Source organism: Synechococcus sp. PCC 6716 (assembly GCF_022570815.1).
Classification (GTDB): Bacteria; Cyanobacteriota; Cyanobacteriia; order Thermosynechococcales; family Thermosynechococcaceae; genus Thermosynechococcus; species Thermosynechococcus lividus.
In genome coordinates this window covers 81,983-100,057 of the sequence record NZ_JAKLTU010000023.1, presented here as the reverse complement: position 1 = coordinate 100,057, position 18,075 = coordinate 81,983, and the positions used below count along the sequence as shown (strand labels likewise).

15 protein-coding genes are annotated in these 18,075 nt (G+C 55.3%); 7 read left to right on the top strand and 8 right to left on the bottom strand.

The genetic code is table 11. The features are described from left to right. Positions 1-117 precede the first annotated feature (117 nt). From clpS to L5220_RS10235, 3 genes are all read left to right on the top strand, one after another. Positions 118-408 (top strand): ATP-dependent Clp protease adapter ClpS, encoded by a 291-nt coding sequence (gene clpS, locus L5220_RS10245; RefSeq protein WP_099799263.1) that lies wholly within the window; start codon positions 118-120, stop codon positions 406-408. A 114-nt stretch (positions 409-522) separates the two neighbouring features. Then, positions 523-2,238, top strand: coding sequence for a diflavin flavoprotein (locus L5220_RS10240; RefSeq protein ID WP_499573400.1), 1,716 nt, complete (start codon positions 523-525; stop codon positions 2,236-2,238). 109 nt (positions 2,239-2,347) lie between these two features. Then, complete coding sequence (locus L5220_RS10235) at positions 2,348-4,081, top strand: diflavin flavoprotein (protein WP_099799261.1); 1,734 nt, start codon at positions 2,348-2,350, stop codon at positions 4,079-4,081. Here the strand turns inward: L5220_RS10235 and L5220_RS10230 are convergent. From L5220_RS10230 to L5220_RS10215, 4 genes are all read right to left on the bottom strand, one after another. Beyond that, positions 4,078-4,641, bottom strand: a complete 564-nt coding sequence (locus tag L5220_RS10230) for a J domain-containing protein (protein WP_499573399.1) — start codon at positions 4,639-4,641, stop codon at positions 4,078-4,080. The genes L5220_RS10235 and L5220_RS10230 overlap by 4 nt on opposite strands. A gap of 117 nt (positions 4,642-4,758) precedes the next feature. Further along, the gene (locus L5220_RS10225; RefSeq protein ID WP_448527349.1) at positions 4,759-5,898 is read right to left on the bottom strand and encodes a CO2 hydration protein; all 1,140 of its coding nucleotides are present in this window, start codon (positions 5,896-5,898) and stop codon (positions 4,759-4,761) included. Continuing rightward, positions 5,895-7,391, bottom strand: a complete 1,497-nt coding sequence (locus L5220_RS10220; RefSeq protein WP_499498777.1) for an NADH-quinone oxidoreductase subunit M — start codon at positions 7,389-7,391, stop codon at positions 5,895-5,897. Before L5220_RS10220 ends, L5220_RS10225 begins: the two co-directional genes overlap by 4 nt. Continuing rightward, positions 7,376-9,205 (bottom strand): NAD(P)H-quinone oxidoreductase subunit F, encoded by a 1,830-nt coding sequence (locus tag L5220_RS10215; RefSeq protein WP_499573397.1) that lies wholly within the window; start codon positions 9,203-9,205, stop codon positions 7,376-7,378. The genes L5220_RS10220 and L5220_RS10215 overlap by 16 nt, the downstream gene beginning before the upstream one ends. A gap of 109 nt (positions 9,206-9,314) precedes the next feature. On the opposite strand from L5220_RS10215, the gene L5220_RS10210 reads away from it, so the two are divergent. Then, entirely contained in the window at positions 9,315-10,037 is a 723-nt protein-coding gene (locus L5220_RS10210) for an ABC transporter ATP-binding protein (protein WP_099799256.1), read from the top strand. On the opposite strand, the gene gmk is transcribed toward L5220_RS10210, so the two are convergent. Next, the gene (gmk, locus tag L5220_RS10205; protein ID WP_448515430.1) at positions 10,034-10,609 is read right to left on the bottom strand and encodes a guanylate kinase; all 576 of its coding nucleotides are present in this window, start codon (positions 10,607-10,609) and stop codon (positions 10,034-10,036) included. The genes L5220_RS10210 and gmk overlap by 4 nt on opposite strands. A gap of 82 nt (positions 10,610-10,691) precedes the next feature. On the opposite strand from gmk, the gene L5220_RS10200 reads away from it, so the two are divergent. The 3 genes from L5220_RS10200 to ureG are packed head-to-tail and all read left to right on the top strand — an operon-like array spanning position 10,692 to position 12,726. Next, positions 10,692-11,183, top strand: a complete 492-nt coding sequence (locus tag L5220_RS10200) for an ExbD/TolR family protein (protein WP_499573394.1) — start codon at positions 10,692-10,694, stop codon at positions 11,181-11,183. 12 nt (positions 11,184-11,195) lie between these two features. Next, positions 11,196-12,119, top strand: coding sequence for a GTPase Era (gene era, locus L5220_RS10195; RefSeq protein WP_499573393.1), 924 nt, complete (start codon positions 11,196-11,198; stop codon positions 12,117-12,119). Between the two features lie 4 nt (positions 12,120-12,123). Next, entirely contained in the window at positions 12,124-12,726 is a 603-nt protein-coding gene (ureG, locus tag L5220_RS10190) for an urease accessory protein UreG (RefSeq protein WP_099799255.1), read from the top strand. Between the two features lie 45 nt (positions 12,727-12,771). Here ureG and L5220_RS10185 read toward each other — a convergent pair whose 3' ends face one another. From L5220_RS10185 to L5220_RS10175, 3 genes are read right to left on the bottom strand one after another with little or no spacing between them, the layout of a single operon-like run. Next, the gene (locus tag L5220_RS10185) at positions 12,772-15,210 is read right to left on the bottom strand and encodes a molybdopterin-dependent oxidoreductase (protein ID WP_499573391.1); all 2,439 of its coding nucleotides are present in this window, start codon (positions 15,208-15,210) and stop codon (positions 12,772-12,774) included. A 7-nt stretch (positions 15,211-15,217) separates the two neighbouring features. After that, entirely contained in the window at positions 15,218-16,033 is an 816-nt protein-coding gene (locus tag L5220_RS10180) for an ABC transporter ATP-binding protein (RefSeq protein ID WP_499573390.1), read from the bottom strand. A 33-nt stretch (positions 16,034-16,066) separates the two neighbouring features. After that, positions 16,067-18,070 carry an ABC transporter ATP-binding/substrate-binding protein gene (locus L5220_RS10175; RefSeq protein ID WP_499573388.1) on the bottom strand — a complete coding sequence of 668 codons (2,004 nt, stop codon included), beginning with the start codon at positions 18,068-18,070 and terminating at the stop codon, positions 16,067-16,069. Positions 18,071-18,075 lie beyond the last annotated feature (5 nt).

The window sequence follows — 18,075 nt, the reverse complement described above, 5'->3', positions numbered from 1 at the left end:
TCCAGATTGGTCACGCTAATCATTTGACTAAAATTTCTGTCAGAAACAAATCTCTTTCTGTTGCGGAACGGCTTGAGCTACACTAGGGGGTAACAGTGCTGAATTCGTATCTAGCCTATGCCTACTGTCTTACCGCAAGAGCGCCAATCACAGCAGGTGATTCGCAAGCACTACCCCAATTACAAAATCATTGTTCTTAACGATGACTTCAATACGTTTCAACATGTGGCTGCGTGCTTAATGAAGTACATTCCCAACATGACGAGCGATCGCGCTTGGGAGTTAACTAACCAAGTTCACTACGATGGCCAAGCAATTGTTTGGGTTGGGCCGCAAGAGCAGGCGGAACTCTACCATGAGCAGTTGTTGCGGGCTGGGTTGACCATGGCTCCCCTCGAGCCGGACTAACACAATCATTACGATTGGTGAACTTGATTATTAGTCCTATTAGAAACTCTAAAGCCATTAACCTTTTTTAATATGTCAGGATAATAGGTAGTTTCAGAGGTTGAGGAACTGCCTATGATCGCCACTACAGCTAAGCGTCCGGCGCGATTGACGCTTCAGGTGTTGGACATCGCCGCTGACACAACAGCCATTCGCTGTCTAGACTGGGATCGCGATCGCTTTGATATTGAGTTCGCCCTTGAAAATGGCACGACCTACAATTCTTTTTTGATTCAGGGGCAGGAGATTGCCCTTGTGGATACTTCCCATGCCAAGTTTGGCGATCGCTATCTTGAGCAACTGTGGCAATTGGTGAACCCTAGGGATCTAACCTATCTCATCGTTAGCCACACCGAGCCGGATCACAGTGGCCTCGTCAAGGCGGTCTTAGCTAAAGCGCCCCACGTCACCGTTGTGGCCTCTAAGGTGGCGCTGCAATTTCTGGCGGATCTCATTCATCAACCCTTTAGCCAACGGCAAGTCAAAAATGGCGATCGCCTTGATCTGGGCAACGGGCACGTCTTGGAATTTGTCATGGCACCAAACCTCCACTGGCCGGATACTATCCTCACCTTTGACCACGGCACCCAAACTCTGTTTACCTGTGACGTATTGGGTGCCCACTACTGCAATGATGACCCCTACGATAGTGAACCAGAATTGCTGGCGCCGGACTTCAAGTTTTACTACGACTGCCTTATGGGGCCGAATGCCCGCTCGGTTCTGTCAGCCTTTAAGCGCTTGGAACCCCTACCAGCGATTCAGCAAGTGGCAACGGGGCACGGTCCATTTCTCAAACACCATGTCTCCCGCTGGTTAGAGAATTACCGCACGTGGAGCCAAGAGCAGGCCAAGGCAGCCACCACTGTCGCCATTTTCTATGCAGGGGGGTACGGCTATGCCAATGCCCTAGTAGAGGCCATTGAGCGCGGTGCCGCCAAAACCGGTGTGGTGGTGGAAACCATGGATGTGTTAACGGTAGAACCCCAAGACGTGCGAGAACTTGCCGAGATTGCTGCTGGGATGATTATCGGCACCCCCCCCACCACGGCTGTGGCCAAAACTGCACTGAGTACAATTCGTGCCGCAGCCCATGCCAAGCAAGCCATTGGCGTGTTCGAGAGTGGGGTGCCTGATGCCGAGCCAGCCTATCCACTCCTTAACCAGTTCCGGGATGCGGGGTTGACCCCAGCATTTCCCGTGATTCGCGTCAGCGCTGCCCCCACCGATGCCCTGCTGCAGGAAGCCGAAGAAGCCGGAACGGATATGGGGCAATGGCTACTGCGCGATCGCACCGTTAAGCAAATGAAAGCCCTTGACACCGACCTAGACAAAGCCTTGGGGCGCCTTAGCGGTGGCCTGTACATTATCACCGCCCAAAAGGGTCCCATCAACAGTGCCATGCTGGCCTCATGGGTATCCCAAGCCAGTACCGAACCCTTGGGCGTTTCCATCGCTGTCGCCAAGGATCGCGCCATTGAGTCGTTCCTGCATGTGGGGGATACCTTTGTGCTCAATGTTCTTGAAGACGAGAACTACCAGCCCTTGATGCGGCATTTCCTCAAACGCTTTCCCCCTGGCGCCGATCGCTTTGCCCACATCAAAACCTACGCCGCCGCTAACGGTAGTCCCATTTTGGCCGATGCCCTTGCCTACCTCGAATGTACTGTGGCGAGTCGGTTAGATGCCCACGATCACTGGATTGTCTATAGCACCGTGGATAGTGGGCGGGTCTCGAAGCCCGATGGCCTCACGGCGGTTCACCATCGCAAGGKGGGGAATCACTACTAGGTCGTCTTAAGCTCTGACTCAACCTCAGGATTTTTTCTGCTTAGGCCATGATTGGCTGCTGTGCCAGTCCACACCGAGGATAACCTTGCTGCTCTTAGGAGAGTGTCTGATGCTAACCGAAACTCGACCCCGCGATGTCCAGGTGGCAGAACTTGTGCCACGGGTGCTGGTGTTGCGATCGCGAACATGGGAGCGGCTCAAATTTGAAGTGGAGTACGGTCGTCAGCAGGGAACCACCTCCAACTCCTATCTGCTCAAGGCGGCGCAGCCCACCCTTTTGGATCCGCCGGGTGAATCCTTTAGTCAGTTATACCTCAAGGAGCTGGCACAGCAAATTGATCTGCGCCAACTGCGCTATCTGATTCTCAGCCACGTCAACTCCAATCGCTTAGTGACGGTGAAGGCATTGCTCGAGCGTGCGCCCCAGATGACGTTGGTCTGCTCCAAAGCAGGCGCTGTGACCCTACGAGCCGCCCTTGGCGATCAACTACAGCTTTGGATTCCCCGTAGTGATACGCCCCTCGATGTGGGGGACGGGTGGCAACTGGAGTTTATCGCCGCCGCCACTCCCCGCTGGCCCGATGGCCTGATTACCGTTGACCGCCAGCATCACATTGTCTTTACCGACAAGCTCTTTGGCGCCCATGTGTGCAGCGATAGCCTTTACGATGAACAGTGGAAAAAACTCGATGAAGACCGCGCCTACTATTTTGAGTGCCTGCACGCAGCCCAACCTCGCCAAGTAGAAAGTATTCTGGATCGGATCGCGGAACTCACGCCACCGCCACACCTCTACGCACCAGCCCATGGCCCGATAGTCAAGTTTAGCCGTAGTCGCCTCTTTCAGGACTACCGCGACTGGTGCCATGCCCAAACAGAGCAGGAAACAACGGTGGCACTCTTTTATGCCTCTGCCTACGGCAATACCGCCATTTTAGCCAATGCCATTGCCCAAGGCTTGACCGCAGCGGGGGTACAGGTGGCTGCCATTAACTGTGAGACGACACCACCTGCGGAAATGCAAGCCTTGATCCACAGTAGCGATGGCTTTATTGTTGGCTCACCCACCCTTGGCGGGCATATGCCCACGCAGGTGCAAACAGCCCTAGGCTTTATTCTGGCCGAAGGCAATAAAACCAAGTTAGCGGGAGTCTTTGGCTCCTATGGCTGGAGTGGGGAAGCGATTGATGATATTGAGCAAAAGCTCTTGGATGCTGGCTATACCCTTGGCTTTGAAACCCTACGGGTGAAGTTTACCCCCACCGCAGCAGATCTCGAAAAGTGCCAAGCGGCGGCTCAGGAGTTTGCCCAAGCCCTGAAAAAACTACGGAAATCCCGCACCGTCCTTCAGCCCAGCCTTGTAGAAGCACAGGTGAATCGCACGGCACAGGCGGTGAATCGGGTGGTTGGTTCTTTGTGTATTCTCACGACGTTGCCGGAGGGTTGCACCTACATGACCCAAGCGGCGGCCATTCTGGTGTCGTCGGTCTCCCAAGCCTCTTTTAACCCCCCCGGCGTAACGGTGTCCCTGCCGCAGCAGTGGGCAGACAGTCTCTGCCTTGTGGGCGATCGCTTTGTTTTGAATATTCTCAAGGAAGGGAGTCCCCTTGTCCGCCAGTTCCAGCAGGCGCAACGGCTGGGGGAACAGCAACTGGCCACCTTAGGCTTGAAAAGTGCTAGCAGTGGTGCCCCCATTCTACTGGATGCCCTCGCCTACATTGAATGCACCGTCGAATCCCGCATGAAGTGTGGCGATCACTGGCTCATCTACGCTGTTGTCGATAGTGGGGAACTGCTGCAAACAACTGGCCTGACCGCTATTCAGCACCGTAAAACCAGTTAGGTGCTGGGGGCTTTGCCGTAGAGGCGATCAAGGGTACGAAAATCCTTTTCTGCTTCCTGCCAGAGGCTACGATTGTCGGGATCTGCTTTTAAGGCGCGGTGTAGATAGTCCCGGGCAGTTTGGGGTTGGCGATCGCGAATGAGCTGCCGTGCCCAGCACTGATAGGTGACCGCTTGCCACTGCCGTACTTCCGCATCTTGCGGTAAACGGCTTGCTAACCCCTCCACTAGGGTCAGCGCACGACCATAACAGCGGTACTTCAGAAATTCCTGTAGTTGGCGATAGCTGGCGTGCTTGAGCTCTATTTCAAAGGCAGTGATTGGTGATGCTGGCGCTGGTTCTGGGGCAGTGGCTTTCGGAGCTGGCTGAAAGGTGGGCAGCACCCGTGTGAGTTTCTCGTAAGCTTGTTGCAGCAGAATAAACTTATCGTGGGCAGAGCGATCGCCCGGATTAACATCGGGATGATAGCGACGTGCCAACTGCCGGTAGGCAGACTTTACCTGCGCTAAGGAGGCTCCTTCTGGGAGGTTCAGCACCCGATAGCAGTCTGCTAAATTCATTGGAACCCACGGCACAACCCAACCTTTTAAGCATTGTGCAATGTTTAGATTGCCCCTGCAAGTAGCAGATGGACATAGAAAGTCGGGCAGTTTTTTTGAGCTTTATGCAATTTCAATTCAGGTTTGAACAGCCCACAATCGCGAGGTTGCTAGTCGCTCTAGCCACTGCTCGTAAAATTCACGGTTAGCTGCCTGCTCAGCAGGGTGGCGGGTCGTCCATGGATAGGGTGCTAGGGCAGTGATTGCAGCAGTGGTGACACAAAACATTGACTTTTGGAACGTTTGGCAGATTTTGACCCGCAGATCGTCTTCACCGCGTCCTTGATGACGGTAAAACTCGTGCAGGTACGGGGGCAAATAGTGGCGCATATCCTGCATGAGCAGCGTGGGAGGAATGCCCGCAGCACCAGTAGGAATGGGATCTGCAAAGAGGGCACCATAACCAAACTCCCCTTGATCGCGTGAGATTTGCTGTGCTTGGGCATTAAAGGAAACAAGGCCAAAGAAGGGGGTGCCCCGCAGAAATACAGCTTCGACGTAGGGAATGGCCGTATCGGGCAAAAAGGTGAGTTCGGCACTGGCGGGGACAATATCGTAGCTGTTACCGCGGATTTGTACACGATAGGTGATGGGACGAGCGGCATCAGCAATGAGTCCTGAGCGAATGTGATCCACGACATCGGGAATGCTGCGAATCTCTCCGGCATCGTAGCGATCGCTCAGGGTGAGGAAAATCGGATACATGACGCTCCAAAATTGGCCAAGGCCGCTGTAGTAACAGAGCATTCGTACCGTTTCCAGTAAAAACTCAGGAAACAGCCCATTGACCAATTGCATCAAGGGGTTGCCCCGTAACTTAGCCGCGATGGCTTTAGCAGCCAGTTGCCGAAATTCCGCCGAGTCTAAAAAGGCATCTAGGCCACCGCCGCCGTGCCACATCATAGCTCGCATACAGTACTCGGCATACTCGTAGTTAATGCGGTCGTGCCACCAATGTCGCAGGAGCTTGGGGAGCGTGATCTCGCCGTTGAAGTACTTAAAAAAGGGAAACAGCACTAAAAATTGCCGCTCACTAATATCACAGAGAGTTTCGGCGTAAGCCTTGAGCACAATGCCATAGCTTTTGAGAATTCCCACCACTTCCATCACGTGGGTGGGGCTATCCGGCAGCAGGGCTTGGTTGTTGAGCAGTCGTTCAATGATCGCAGCGCGGAGTTCAGTAGCACGGGCACCAGTGACAGCGGTCAAGGGAGTCATAGCGGCATTAGGGTGGCAACAGTAGGGGTGAGCAGGCTAACGGTGGATTCACTCCAGTGGATGAGCCAGTTGGGCACAATCCCTAGGATCAAGATTAGCGCGGCCAAAACGAGTCCTGGCAGGCGATCGCCCCACGCAACGGGGGGGAGTTCCGTTAGGTCGTTGGACAGGCGGCCAAAAAAGACGCGGTTCACTAACAGCAGGAAATAGACAGCGGTCAAGCCGGTGCCCACAAGACACAGTAAGGTTTGCACCGGAAACGTGAGAAAGCTACTGCGAAAGATGAGAAACTCTGCGACAAAGCCCACCATTCCTGGAATACCACCACTGGCCATCACCCCCACAATCATCAGGCTGCCAATGAGGGGCAAGCCCCGCTCTGGGTTCAGCAGTCCCCGCAGGGTTTCAATGTTGCGGCTGCCGGTTTTTTCATAGACCACCCCCACCAGCAGAAAGAGAAGGGCAGAAATGAGGCCATGGCTAACCATTTGGGCAATGGCCGCCAAAATGCTGAGGGGAGTGGCGGTAGCGGTTGCTAAAAGGACAAATCCCATGTGGCCGATGGAACTGTAGGCCACCATTTTTTTCATGTCGGTTTGGGCGATCGCCATCAGTGAGCCGTACAGGACACTCACCACCGCCCAGGTGGCTAGAACGGGCGCGACAACTTGCCATGCGTGGGGGAACAGTTGCACCCCAAAGCGCACCAGACCATAGGTGCCCAACTTTAAGAGCMCCCCCGCCAAAAGCACAGAAATTGGGGTTGACGCTTCAACGTGGGCATCGGGTAGCCACGTGTGAAAGGGCACCAGCGGAATTTTGATGCCAAACCCCACCAAAATCAAGCCGAGGAGAATCAATTGCGAGGTCAGGGGCAACAGCGTCGAACGCTGAGGATCGAAGTCAAAGGAGCTGGCTCCAGCCAACCAGACTAACCCCAGAAAGCCTGCTAGGAGCAGAACTCCGGAAATTGCGGTGTAGATTAAGAACTTTGTTGCGGCATAGCTACGGCGTGCCCCCCCCCAAATTGCAATCAGCAAATATAGAGGAATTAATTCCAGTTCGTAAAACAGGAAAAACAGCAGCAGATTATCGGCCAAGAAAGCCCCATTGACCCCCGCATTCAGCAAAAGAACAAGGGGATAGTACAGGCGCGGGCGCGGTAGATTGACCGAGGTTGCCCACAGGGCAATCAGGGTCAAGAAGTTATTCAGCACCACTAAGGGCAAGGATAGACCATCCACACTCAGGCGGTAACTTAACCCTAGGGTGTCTAACCACGGTAAGGCCTCTGTCAGCTGGGGAGCGGCATTACTGGGGTCAAAGAGGCGGGCAATGGCGAGGCTTACCACAAGGGCGATCGCCATCACCACGGCGGCTAAACTGCGATAGGTGCGACCCCCACTGGTTTGCGGGAGCAAACTGAGCGCTAGGGCACCGAGTAACGGCACCAGCAACACGATGCTCAATAGGGGCATTACAGGAGTAGCCATGCGATCGCCCCTCCAAGAATTGCCACCCCAACAAAAACCAGTAGCAGATAGGCTTGGGACTGCCCCGTTGCGCTGTACTTCAGCAACTCTCCACCCACTAACGAGGCCACGCCCGTTGTATTGACAATCCGATCCACAATGTGGCGATCCACCCAAGCGCTGCATTGCGAGAGCGATCGCACTGCCCAGATCACCGTATAGCGATAGAGTTCTTCAATGTAGAAATCGTAAGCCAACAGATCCTGCACGAAACGCAAGGGCACCTTGATCGGACGAGTCCAACTGCGCTTCAGGGTAACAAAGCCCCCCAGCAGCACCCCAAAGAGTCCGGAGGTGACTAAAAGCGCCACAATCGTCCAATTAATGGTAGTGGGCAGCAATTGCACCCGCTGTAGGATAATGGGCACCAGCAAATTCAAAATTGAGAGAGTCACAATCGGAACCGCGAGCGGCCAAGGCACTTCCGGCGCACGGCGGGTTTTGGGCTGGGCAGCGCCTAAAAACACCAGCCGAAAGACCCGCGTTAGGTTCACCGCCGTCAAAATATTGACCACCAAAATCAACACAACCAACGCAGGCATCGTTGACCAATAGTGGTTGATACCGCGATAGAACGACCAGAACGCCCCCAAGGGTAACAGGCCAATAAGAGATAAGCCACCAATGACAAAGCCAGAACTGGTGGCTGGCATCCGCCCGCCTAGCCCCCCCAACTCGGTGAGATCTTGGCAATTCGTTGTCATAATGACACTGCCAATACTCATAAACAGCAAGGCTTTGGCAATGGCATGGGTGAGGAGTACAAAGAGGGCAAAATCTGTCCAGTTGGTGCCCACGCCAATAAAGACAAGACCTAAATACACACTTGTCGAGTGGGAGAGGGCACGCTTAATATCAATCTGGGCGATCGCCACCAACGACTCACTAATGGCGGTTACTGCCCCAATTAGGATCAGAGCCGCATTGGCTCCTGGGCAGATAACGAGGATAGGTTGTAGCTTAATAAGGATATAGGCACCCGCTGCAACCACCACCGAGTTGCGCATAATTGACGCCGGATTTGGCCCTTCCATGGCCTCATCTAACCACAGGTGTAACGGCACTTGGGCACATTTACCCGTGGGGCCAGCAATTAAGGCTAACCCCAGTAACAGTCCCCAGCCTTCGGGGAGGTGAGCGGTTTCTGCCCAGTCGTAAAGCGCAGGGAAGTCATAACTCCCCGCCAAACTGCCCACCGCCACCACCCCCATCAGCAGAAGAATATCCCCCACCCGTTTCGTCAAAAAAGCATCCCGTGCCGCCTTCACCACCAGTGGCTGCGCATACCAAAAACCAATCAGCAAATAGGTAGAAAGGGTTAATACCTCCAGTAAGCCATAGCTCAACAGCAAGGAGTCACTGAGGGCAATACCACTCAATGCCGCCTCAAAAAAACCCATCAAGGCAAAGAATCGCGCCAGTCCCCAGTCCTTTTCGAGATAACCAAGGGCAAAGATCTGCGCCAGAATACTCAGGCCAGTCACCAATTCCATGGCACTGGTCGTGACGCTATTAATAAGTAGAGAAAAAGATAAATCCAGCCCCGGCGCTTGCAGCCAATGCCACACAATGGTTGCAGTGGCACCATTGCGAGTATGTTGCAACAACAAAAACCCATGCACAAAGGCAGCAAGAGTCATTAATAGATTAAAGTAGGCGGCAGGTCGAGGCCCAGTGCGCCGCACATAGCCCGTTGCCCACGGTAAGGTCAAGGCTGCGCCCACCAAGCCATAGCAGGGCACCCACCAACTGGTTTCTAAAAGTGAACTTGGCATGGCAACAATGACCCTTGCAGTTTTGTGAACATCTGGGCAGAAGCATCCTTAAGTATAACTTGTGGTTAAGGTGTAAGATGTTGCCTGTTAGGATGCGTCCCCTTGTACCATGAGCTTGCTACAGGTTTGCGATGTCTATGCGGGCTATATTCCCGATGTCGATATCCTGCGGGGCGTTAACGTTCGCCTCGAAGCCGGAGAACTGATTGCCCTTATTGGCCCCAACGGTGCGGGTAAGTCCACGTTGGCCAAAACCATTGCTGGGCTGCTCACCCCTCGCCGCGGCACTATTACCCTAGAGGGGGAAGACATCACTTACCTGCGCCCTAACCAAGTGGTCAAAAAAGGCATCGGCTATGTGCCACAAATTGCCAATGTGTTCCGCAGTCTCACGGTTGAGGAAAACTTAGACATGGGCGCATTCATTACGTCTGGCAACATCACAGCCCTGAAGCAGCGGGTGTATGATACGTTTCCCCGCCTTTGGGAGCGCCGTCAGCAGCGGGCGGGCACGCTCTCAGGGGGAGAGCGGCAAATGCTGGCGATGGGGCGAGCCATGATGCTCAACCCGCGTATTCTGGTTCTGGATGAACCTTCGGCGGCTCTCTCCCCAGCTCTGGTGAGTGATGTGTTTGCCAAAATCAAGGAGATTAATGCCCAAGGAACCGCCATTATCCTTGTGGAGCAAAATGCCCGTAAGGCTTTAGCCATGAGCGATCGCGGCTACGTTCTTGAAATGGGCAAAGATCGCTATGAAGGCTTAGGGACGGATCTCCTTAATGACCCGAAGGTGGGGGAACTCTACCTTGGGATTACGCGGGCGCAGGCCTAACTTCCAGAGCTGAAAATCGCTGTTTCCAAGGCAGTCAAACTCTTTTCTAGGTCATCGTTGACAATTTGGACATCAAATTCTGAAGCAGCGGCAATTTCGGTTTCTGCTTGCGCCAGCCGCCGGGCGATCGCCGCTGCCGTATCTTGGCCACGGCTGTACAAGCGACGTTCCAGTTCAGCCATAGACGGCGGCAAAATAAAGATGTGCCGTGCTTGCGGGTAAGATTGGCGGACTTGGCGCGCCCCTTGCAGTTCAATTTCCAGAATCACTGTTTTGCCCTGCTCAATGAGCCGTACAAGCGGTTCCCTTGGGGTGCCGTAGTAATGACCGGCAAACTCTGCCCACTCCAGTAATTCGCCAGCCTGAAGCATGGCTTGAAAGTCTGGCACGGAGACAAAGTAATAATCTACGCCATTGGTTTCCGTTGGCCGGGGGGGGCGCGTCGTGGCGGAAATCGATACGGCTAGCGCGGGATGACGTTGCCGCAATTGCCGCAGCAGCGTCCCTTTCCCAACCCCGCTAGGGCCAGTAATGACAATCAGTTGTCCGGGTTGGGGCACGCTAAGGGTCATAGGTCAACACATCCGAAACGTTTTCATCCTACTCTGTTGCTGGGGGATTTATCATTGAGAGCAGCGTGGTTGAGGATCCGGTGTGAAGATTCACGTGCCGAGCGACAGTGATAGTGCCCGCATTGAAATGCTGCCCCTCATTGATGTGGTCTTTTGCATTCTGACATTTTTTATTTTGGCAGCCGTGAGCTTGACGCGGCAGCAGGCGATTACCCTGAACTTGCCCCAAGCCAGCACCAGTCAAGCCCAATCCCAGAAAATGCTGGTGGTGAGCATCGATCCGGCAGGGCAGCTTTACGTGGACAAAGACCTGGTAAACCGCACTGAACTGTTTGAAAAGCTGGGCACTTACCTAAAAACTAATCCTGACGGTGTGGTTATTTTGCGCGCCTCCCAAGTGGTGAGCTATAACGAGGTGATCCAAGTGCTCGATCTCCTTCGCTCCGTTGGCGGTAACCGGGTTGCCCTTGCCACTCAGCCGGTGGAGCAGCCCATCCTAGGCACCGATCCAGCTCCTATGGAGAGTTTGCCACAGGGAACGCCGAATGCCAGCCCTAACCCAACGGCCAACTGAGGAGTCTTTGCGGTGGAGTTCCTAGCGAGCTTTCCTACGCCGCCGCCAGAGTTTCGCTCTGGGTTTGTGGCCTTGGTGGGGCGACCCAATGTGGGGAAGTCCACGCTGTTTAATCGGTTACTGGGGCAGAAGGTGGCCATTACCTCCCCTGTGGCTCAAACCACGCGCAATCGGCTGCGGGGCATTCTCACCACGCCTACGGCGCAATTTATTTTTGTGGACACCCCCGGCATCCATAAACCCCACCACCGTTTGGGAGAGGTGCTGGTTCAGAATGCGAAGGGAATACTGAATCGGGTGGATGCTGTTGTGTGTGTTGTGGATGGCACTGCGCCACCCGGCACGGGCGATCGCTATGTGGCACAACTGCTAACGACCGCCAAAAGCAGCGTCCTCATGGTCGTGAATAAGATTGATCAGGTGTCTGCCAAGGATCGTGCCGCGCGCCTCCAAGCTTACCAAGCTTTGGGGGGATGGCCTGTCTATGGCTGCTCTGCCATGACGGGAGAGGGGGTTGAACGCTTGCAGGGGGCGATCGCCCATCTTTTGCCCCTTGGCCCCTACTACTATCCACCAGAGATGGTCACCGATCAGCCGGAGCGGTTTATTATGGCGGAACTCATTCGCGAGCAAATTTTGCACCACACCCGTGAAGAAGTCCCCCATTCCGTCGCAGTCACCATCGAGCACATGCAGCAGCAGGGCAACATCACCCGGGTTAATGCGGCCATTTATGTCGAGCGTCCTAGCCAAAAAGCCATTCTCATTGGCAAAGGGGGGCAACGACTCAAGCAAATGGGAACCGCTGCCCGGCAGGAAATTGAAACCCTCATTGGTGGCAACCTCTACCTAGAGTTGTTTATAAAAGTGCGCCCCCGCTGGCGGCAGGATCGCTCGCGTTTGGCAGAATTAGGGTATCGTCTGGACAACGATTAAGCCTATGGGAACAACAGAGGTGTTGCGGGTTGGTGTGGCTGGCCCTGTTGGGTCAGGGAAAACCGCGTTGGTCGATCGTCTCTGCAAACATCTGCGCGATCGCTATCGCCTTGCTGTAGTTACCAATGATATTTATACCCAGGAAGATGCCCAATTTTTGGTGCGCTCCCAAGCCTTGCCCCCGGAGCGCATCCTGGGGGTGGAAACCGGGGGCTGCCCCCACACCGCTATTCGCGAAGATGCCTCCCTCAATTTAGCGGCCATTCGCCAACTGGAAACGGCGCTGTATCCCCTTGATCTGATTTTTGTTGAGAGCGGGGGCGACAACTTGGCGGCTACCTTTAGCCCAGAGCTGGTGGATGTGACGCTCTACGTGATTGATGTGGCCGCTGGCGATAAAATTCCCCGCAAAGGGGGGCCCGGCATCACGAAGTCGGATCTGCTGGTGATTAACAAAATTGACCTTGCCCCCTACGTCGGCGCAGATTTAGCCGTGATGGAGCGAGATACAAAAAAAATGCGTGGCGATCGCCCCTACGTGATGACCAATCTGAAAGCAGGGATCGGGGTGGAGTCTATCATACGCTTTTTGTGTCAGTACCTCTAAATTAATCACTAACTGTCACCCATGCGCCAACAGCATCAAAACGGCTCAGGGTTTCAGTAAAATGCCTGTTTGCTGCCCTTGCTGTGCCTCGGTGTGGGGCAAGTGGCGCAAGCGCAGGGGGAGCACTTGCACAGCACAGGCTTTGAGTTCCGGTTGGTGAGATTTCGGGCAGGCGGTGGGATGAGTCAGTTGATTGGCTTCCGCACTCTCAGCAAAGAGAAAACCCCAATGCATCGGTACAAATAGGGTGCCCGGACGAATCGAGCGGGTGATCATGATGGGTAGGCAAATAACCCCCCGGCGCGATCGCACCTCGACCCAATCGCCATCGTTTAGGTGCAGGTTTGCCGCATCCGTGGGGTGAATTTCTAAAAAAGGGTCTGGATGCATTTTTTGAATTTTGGCAATGCGCCCTGTGCGGGTTTGGGTGTGCCAGTGACCGTAAAGACGCCCTGTGGTCAAGGTAAAGGCATAGACCGCGTCCGTGGGTTCTGCGACACCGTGACTGTGCTCGACACAGAAGTGGGCACGGCCATCGGCAGTTGCAAACCGCCAGTCGGTGTAGAGTCGTTTGGGGGCACGCGCTTCATCATCACTACAGCCTGCCGGGCAAGGCCATTGCAGAGCACCTAAGCGCGCCAAGCGTTCATGGCTCAGCCCTGAGTGATCGCAGGGGCGACCCGCGGTGAGTTGCGCAAACTCGGCATAGACTGCGGCGGCATCCGCAAAGTCAAAAAGACGGCCATAGCCCAGTCGTCGCCCAACTTCTGCAAAAATTTCCCAGTCTGCCCGCGCCAGACCCGGCGGTGAACGAAAGGCACGCGCAAGGGTCACGCGCCGCTCTGAGTTGGTCATCACGCCGGTTTTCTCGCTCCACTGCGCTGCCGGTAAAATGAGGTGCGCATAGGCGGCGGTTTCGGTAGGGAAGTAGGCATCTTGATAGACGGTAAACGGCGACTTGAGGAAGGCGGCCTTGGCTCGCTCAAGGTGGGGAAAGCTGACCGCCGGATTGGTTGCCGCAATCCAAAACAGCCCGATTTCGCCGCGCTCTAGTCCTTCGACCATTTGCCACGCGGTGCGACCGGGGCGATCGCTAATTTGCCCCCGGGGCAACCCCCAAAAGTCTTCCACTTCCTGCCGATGGCGCGGATTGGTGACATGGCGATAGCCCGGTAACAGGTGGGAGAGTCCCCCCGCTTCGCGCCCCCCCATAGCGTTGGGTTGACCGGTCAAGGAAAACGGGCCACTACCCGGTCGGCCAATTTGCCCCGTGAGAAGGTGGAGATTAATCAGACAGCGCGCTTTAGCCGTGCCTTCCGCCGACTGATTGATTCCCATCGACCACAGCGACAGAACCGCTTGGGCATGTCCCCAGTAGCGGGCAGCTTGCTCTAGGTCGCTTTGGGCAATGCCGCAGCGATCGGCTACCCACTCCGGCGGGTAGCCCTCTAGGAGTTTGACGTAGTCGGCAAAGCCATGGGTACACTCTTCGATAAATTCAGCATCAAAGTGCCCCCACTTCAGCAGTAAATGGCCGATGCCGTGGCATAGATCAATGTCGGTACCTGGGTGAATGGCAAGGTGCAGATCCGCTACCTCGGCGGTAGGGGTGCGGCGGGGATCCACCACAATTAACTTAACGTGGCGGTGGCGCTTATGGTGATTCCGCAGCCGGTTAAACACAATAGGGTGACACTCTGCCGTATTCGTGCCAATGAGAAAGGCGCAGTCGGTGGCCTCTAAATCGTCGTAGCAGCAGGGGGGGCCATCGGCTCCAAAGCTGCCCATGTAGGCAGAGACGGCGGAGGACATACACAGCCGTGAGTTAGCATCAAAGTTATTGGTGCCTAGGCAGCCTTTGATCAGCTTTTGGGCAACATAGTAGTCTTCGGTCTGGAATTGCCCAGAGCCGTACATGCAGATCGCGTCAGCCCCCTGTTCGCGCCGTACCCATTTCAGCCGCTGCACCAATCGTGTAATGGCCTCATCCCATGAAATGACCGTAAAGGGTTGATCCAGCCGCTCTCGCCACAGGGGATAGGCAAGGCGATCGCGCTCCATAGACTCCAAAATCGTTGCCCCTTTCACGCAGACCATGCCTTGGGATGAGGGATGCTGGCGATCGCCCCTGATCTTAAACGTGGTCCCTTGGGGCACCGCTTCGAGGCCACACCCCACGCCACAGTAAGGGCACAGGGAGGTCACTGACCCCGTGGGAGGACTCACCGGGCGATTCTTCTCCTGCACCTGAAGGTCAGCACAGGCATAGTGACTCACCCCCTGCTCGGTGGTAACAATTAGCTGAGCAGTGGCATCGCCATGAAACAGGAGTTGCTGCCCCGGAAAGAGCACCCGCTGCCATGACGGCTGATTGGAGAGGGTAATCTGCTGGATTGCCGTAGTGCTATTGCGGTAGTAGCACAGGTAACGACTGGACTGTACCGCCAGCGAGCCAAGTTGGGGCCACTTCCGTGAGGTACTCATCCCTGATCTAGTGCCCAAAGCGCGTATATAAGAAGTCCACGACTTGATTGCGCAGATCGTAGTACTGTGGGTCTTCTAGGAGTTGCGATCGCCGCCGCGGTCGCGGAAACGGAATGTTAAGAATATCGCCGATATGGGCGGCTGGGCCGTTGGTCATCATGACCACGCGATCGGCTAAGTAGAGGGCTTCATCAATGTCGTGGGTAATCATCAACACCGTTAGCTTGTGGGTGCGCCAAATCTTCAGTAGCTCATCCTGTAGCTCTTCTTTGGTGATGGCATCGAGGGCACCAAAAGGCTCGTCTAAAATCAGCATTTCTGGGCGAATGGCTAGGGCACGGGCGATCGCCACCCGCTGTTTCATCCCCCCCGAGAGTTGACTAGGACGCTTATGGGCAGCAGCCGTCAGGCCAACCAGTTCGAGGTGCTCCGCCACAATTTGGCGACGGCGTTGGCGGGTCTTGTGGGGATACACTGACTTCACGGCTAACTCAATATTTTGGTAAGCCGTCAGCCAAGGCAGCAAGGCATAGTTCTGAAAGACCATCATCCGATCCGGCCCTGGCTGGCGCACAGGCATCCCATTGAGGGAAATCTCGCCACAACTGGGAGCGGTGAAGCCCGCTACCATATTCAGCAGCGTGGTTTTACCACAGCCGGAATGGCCAATGAGACAGACAAACTCACCCCTGTGCACCTCTAGGTGAATATCCGTGAGTACCACATGGGTACCATTGGCGGTGGGGKAGGCTTTGCTAACCCCATTAATCAGCAGATGATGGGTGGCGGTGAGCTGGGGGTCAAGGCGGTAGAGGGTTTCCATAGTATTGTGCGTGTGCATCCTAAAGAACAAGACTTAAACCGTGACTGGGGAAGAGGCTCCAGCCTCAGGGACAATCGTTTGAATATCGAGTGCACGGCGAATGGCGGCGGCTTCGATATAGGCGAGGGGATGGTCAGGGTCAAACACCACCCCATCAAAGAGGGCAAAGGGACGACGATCCGGCTCGTTATCGACAACCTTAAGTTCCCGAGCGGCTGCCCCAAAAAGATCGACCCGGCGCACCTGCTCAACGATCTCCAACCAGTTTTGGGGAAAGGGCGTGAGTTGCCAGCGGGCCAATTGGGTCATGATCCACAGCCCTTCTACCCGTCCGGGACAGGGGGAGCGATCCACATAAAACTGGTGAAAGCGGGGTTCAAAGGCGGCGGCAATGCCATCCCCCCAGTTCAGGGGGCTGACAAACCCAGAATGGGCATCTTCAGGCATACAGCCCACATAGGCTGGCTGGCATAGCAATTGGGCAATTTCAGGGCGGTGCTTGATGGTATCGCAGTATTCACAGGCTTCAATGAGAGCCTTGACGAGGGCTAAATGCTCGTGAGGATGCGCCTGTGCCCAATCTTGACGCACACCGAGCACTTTTTCAGGATGCCCCGGCCAAATATCGAGATCCGTGGCCACCACTACCCCAATGCCTTCGCGCACCGCATGGGAGTTCCACGGCTGCCCCACACAGAAGCCGCTGATATGCCCCATTCTCAGGTGATATACCATCTGAGGGGGCGGAATCACCAGTAACTCCACATCCTGATCCGGATCAATACCGGCGGCGGCCAACCAGTAGCGCAGCAGCAGGTTATGCATGGAAGCTGGATGGACAATGCCAAAGCGGAGGCGATCGCCCGTGGGGCGCAGATAGGCACGCAGGTCTTCAGCCGTCCTAACCCCTTGCTCCCACAGGTGGCGACTAAACGTGATGGCATTACCGTTGCGGCTGAGTACCAGTGAGGTCATCAGAGGCTGGGAAGGCTGACCATTCAGACCAAGGGTAATGGCCAAGGGCATAGCCGCCAACATGTGCGCCCCATCCAAACGACCGTTCACCACCCCCGCTGCCAAGTCCTGCCAACTCTCTTCTCGGTGCAGCGTCACCGCTTCCAGACCATACTTAGCAAAGAAGCCGAGTTCCTTAGCCACCACCAGAGGAGCACAATCCATCAGGGGGATAAACCCAAGGGTCAGCACGCCACGGGTCGAGGTCGTCGCAGCACTCACCACCGCAGCGGGACGGCGTTTTTGCTGATTTAAGAACGAAATCATCTCATTGCGCAGACCATAGTAGCTGGGATGATTCAGTACATCATGGCGGTTGCGCGGACGAGCAAAGGGAATTTTTAAGATTTGGCCGATGTGGGCTTCCGGCCCATTAGTGAGCAGTACCACCCGATCCGAGAGCAGCAGTGCCTCATCGACATCGTGGGTCACCATAATACAGGTCGTTCCCGTGGCTTGACACACTTGCATCAACTCATCCTGAAGCGAGCCGCGCGTTAGCGCATCCAGCGCCCCAAAGGGTTCATCGAGCAGCAGCACTTGGGGTTGAATCGCCAACGCCCGGGCGATCGCCACCCGTTGCTTCATCCCCCCCGACAGTTGAGCGGGGTACTTATCCCGTGCAGAGCCAAGGTGTACCTGTTGAATGGCTTGTTCAACCCGCTCCCGCCGCTGCGCCCTACTCAGATCAGTGAGCACCGCCTCCACAGCCAGCGCCACATTCTGGTACACCGTCTTCCACGGCAGCAGAGAATAGTTTTGAAACACCACCATGCGATCCGGCCCCGGCTCCGTTACTTGCCGACCCGCCATCACCACCCCACCACTGGTGGCACGCTGAAACCCAGCAATAATGTTGAGGAGAGTGGACTTACCACAGCCGGAATGGCCGACTAGGGAGATAAACTCACCTTCTTCGATTTTGAGATGGATATTCTTCAGGGCAATGTAGCGATCGCCGCCACCCAGATCAAAGACCTGATCCACGTGGTCAATTTCAATGAAAGGCAAAGGTTTAGACATAGGTT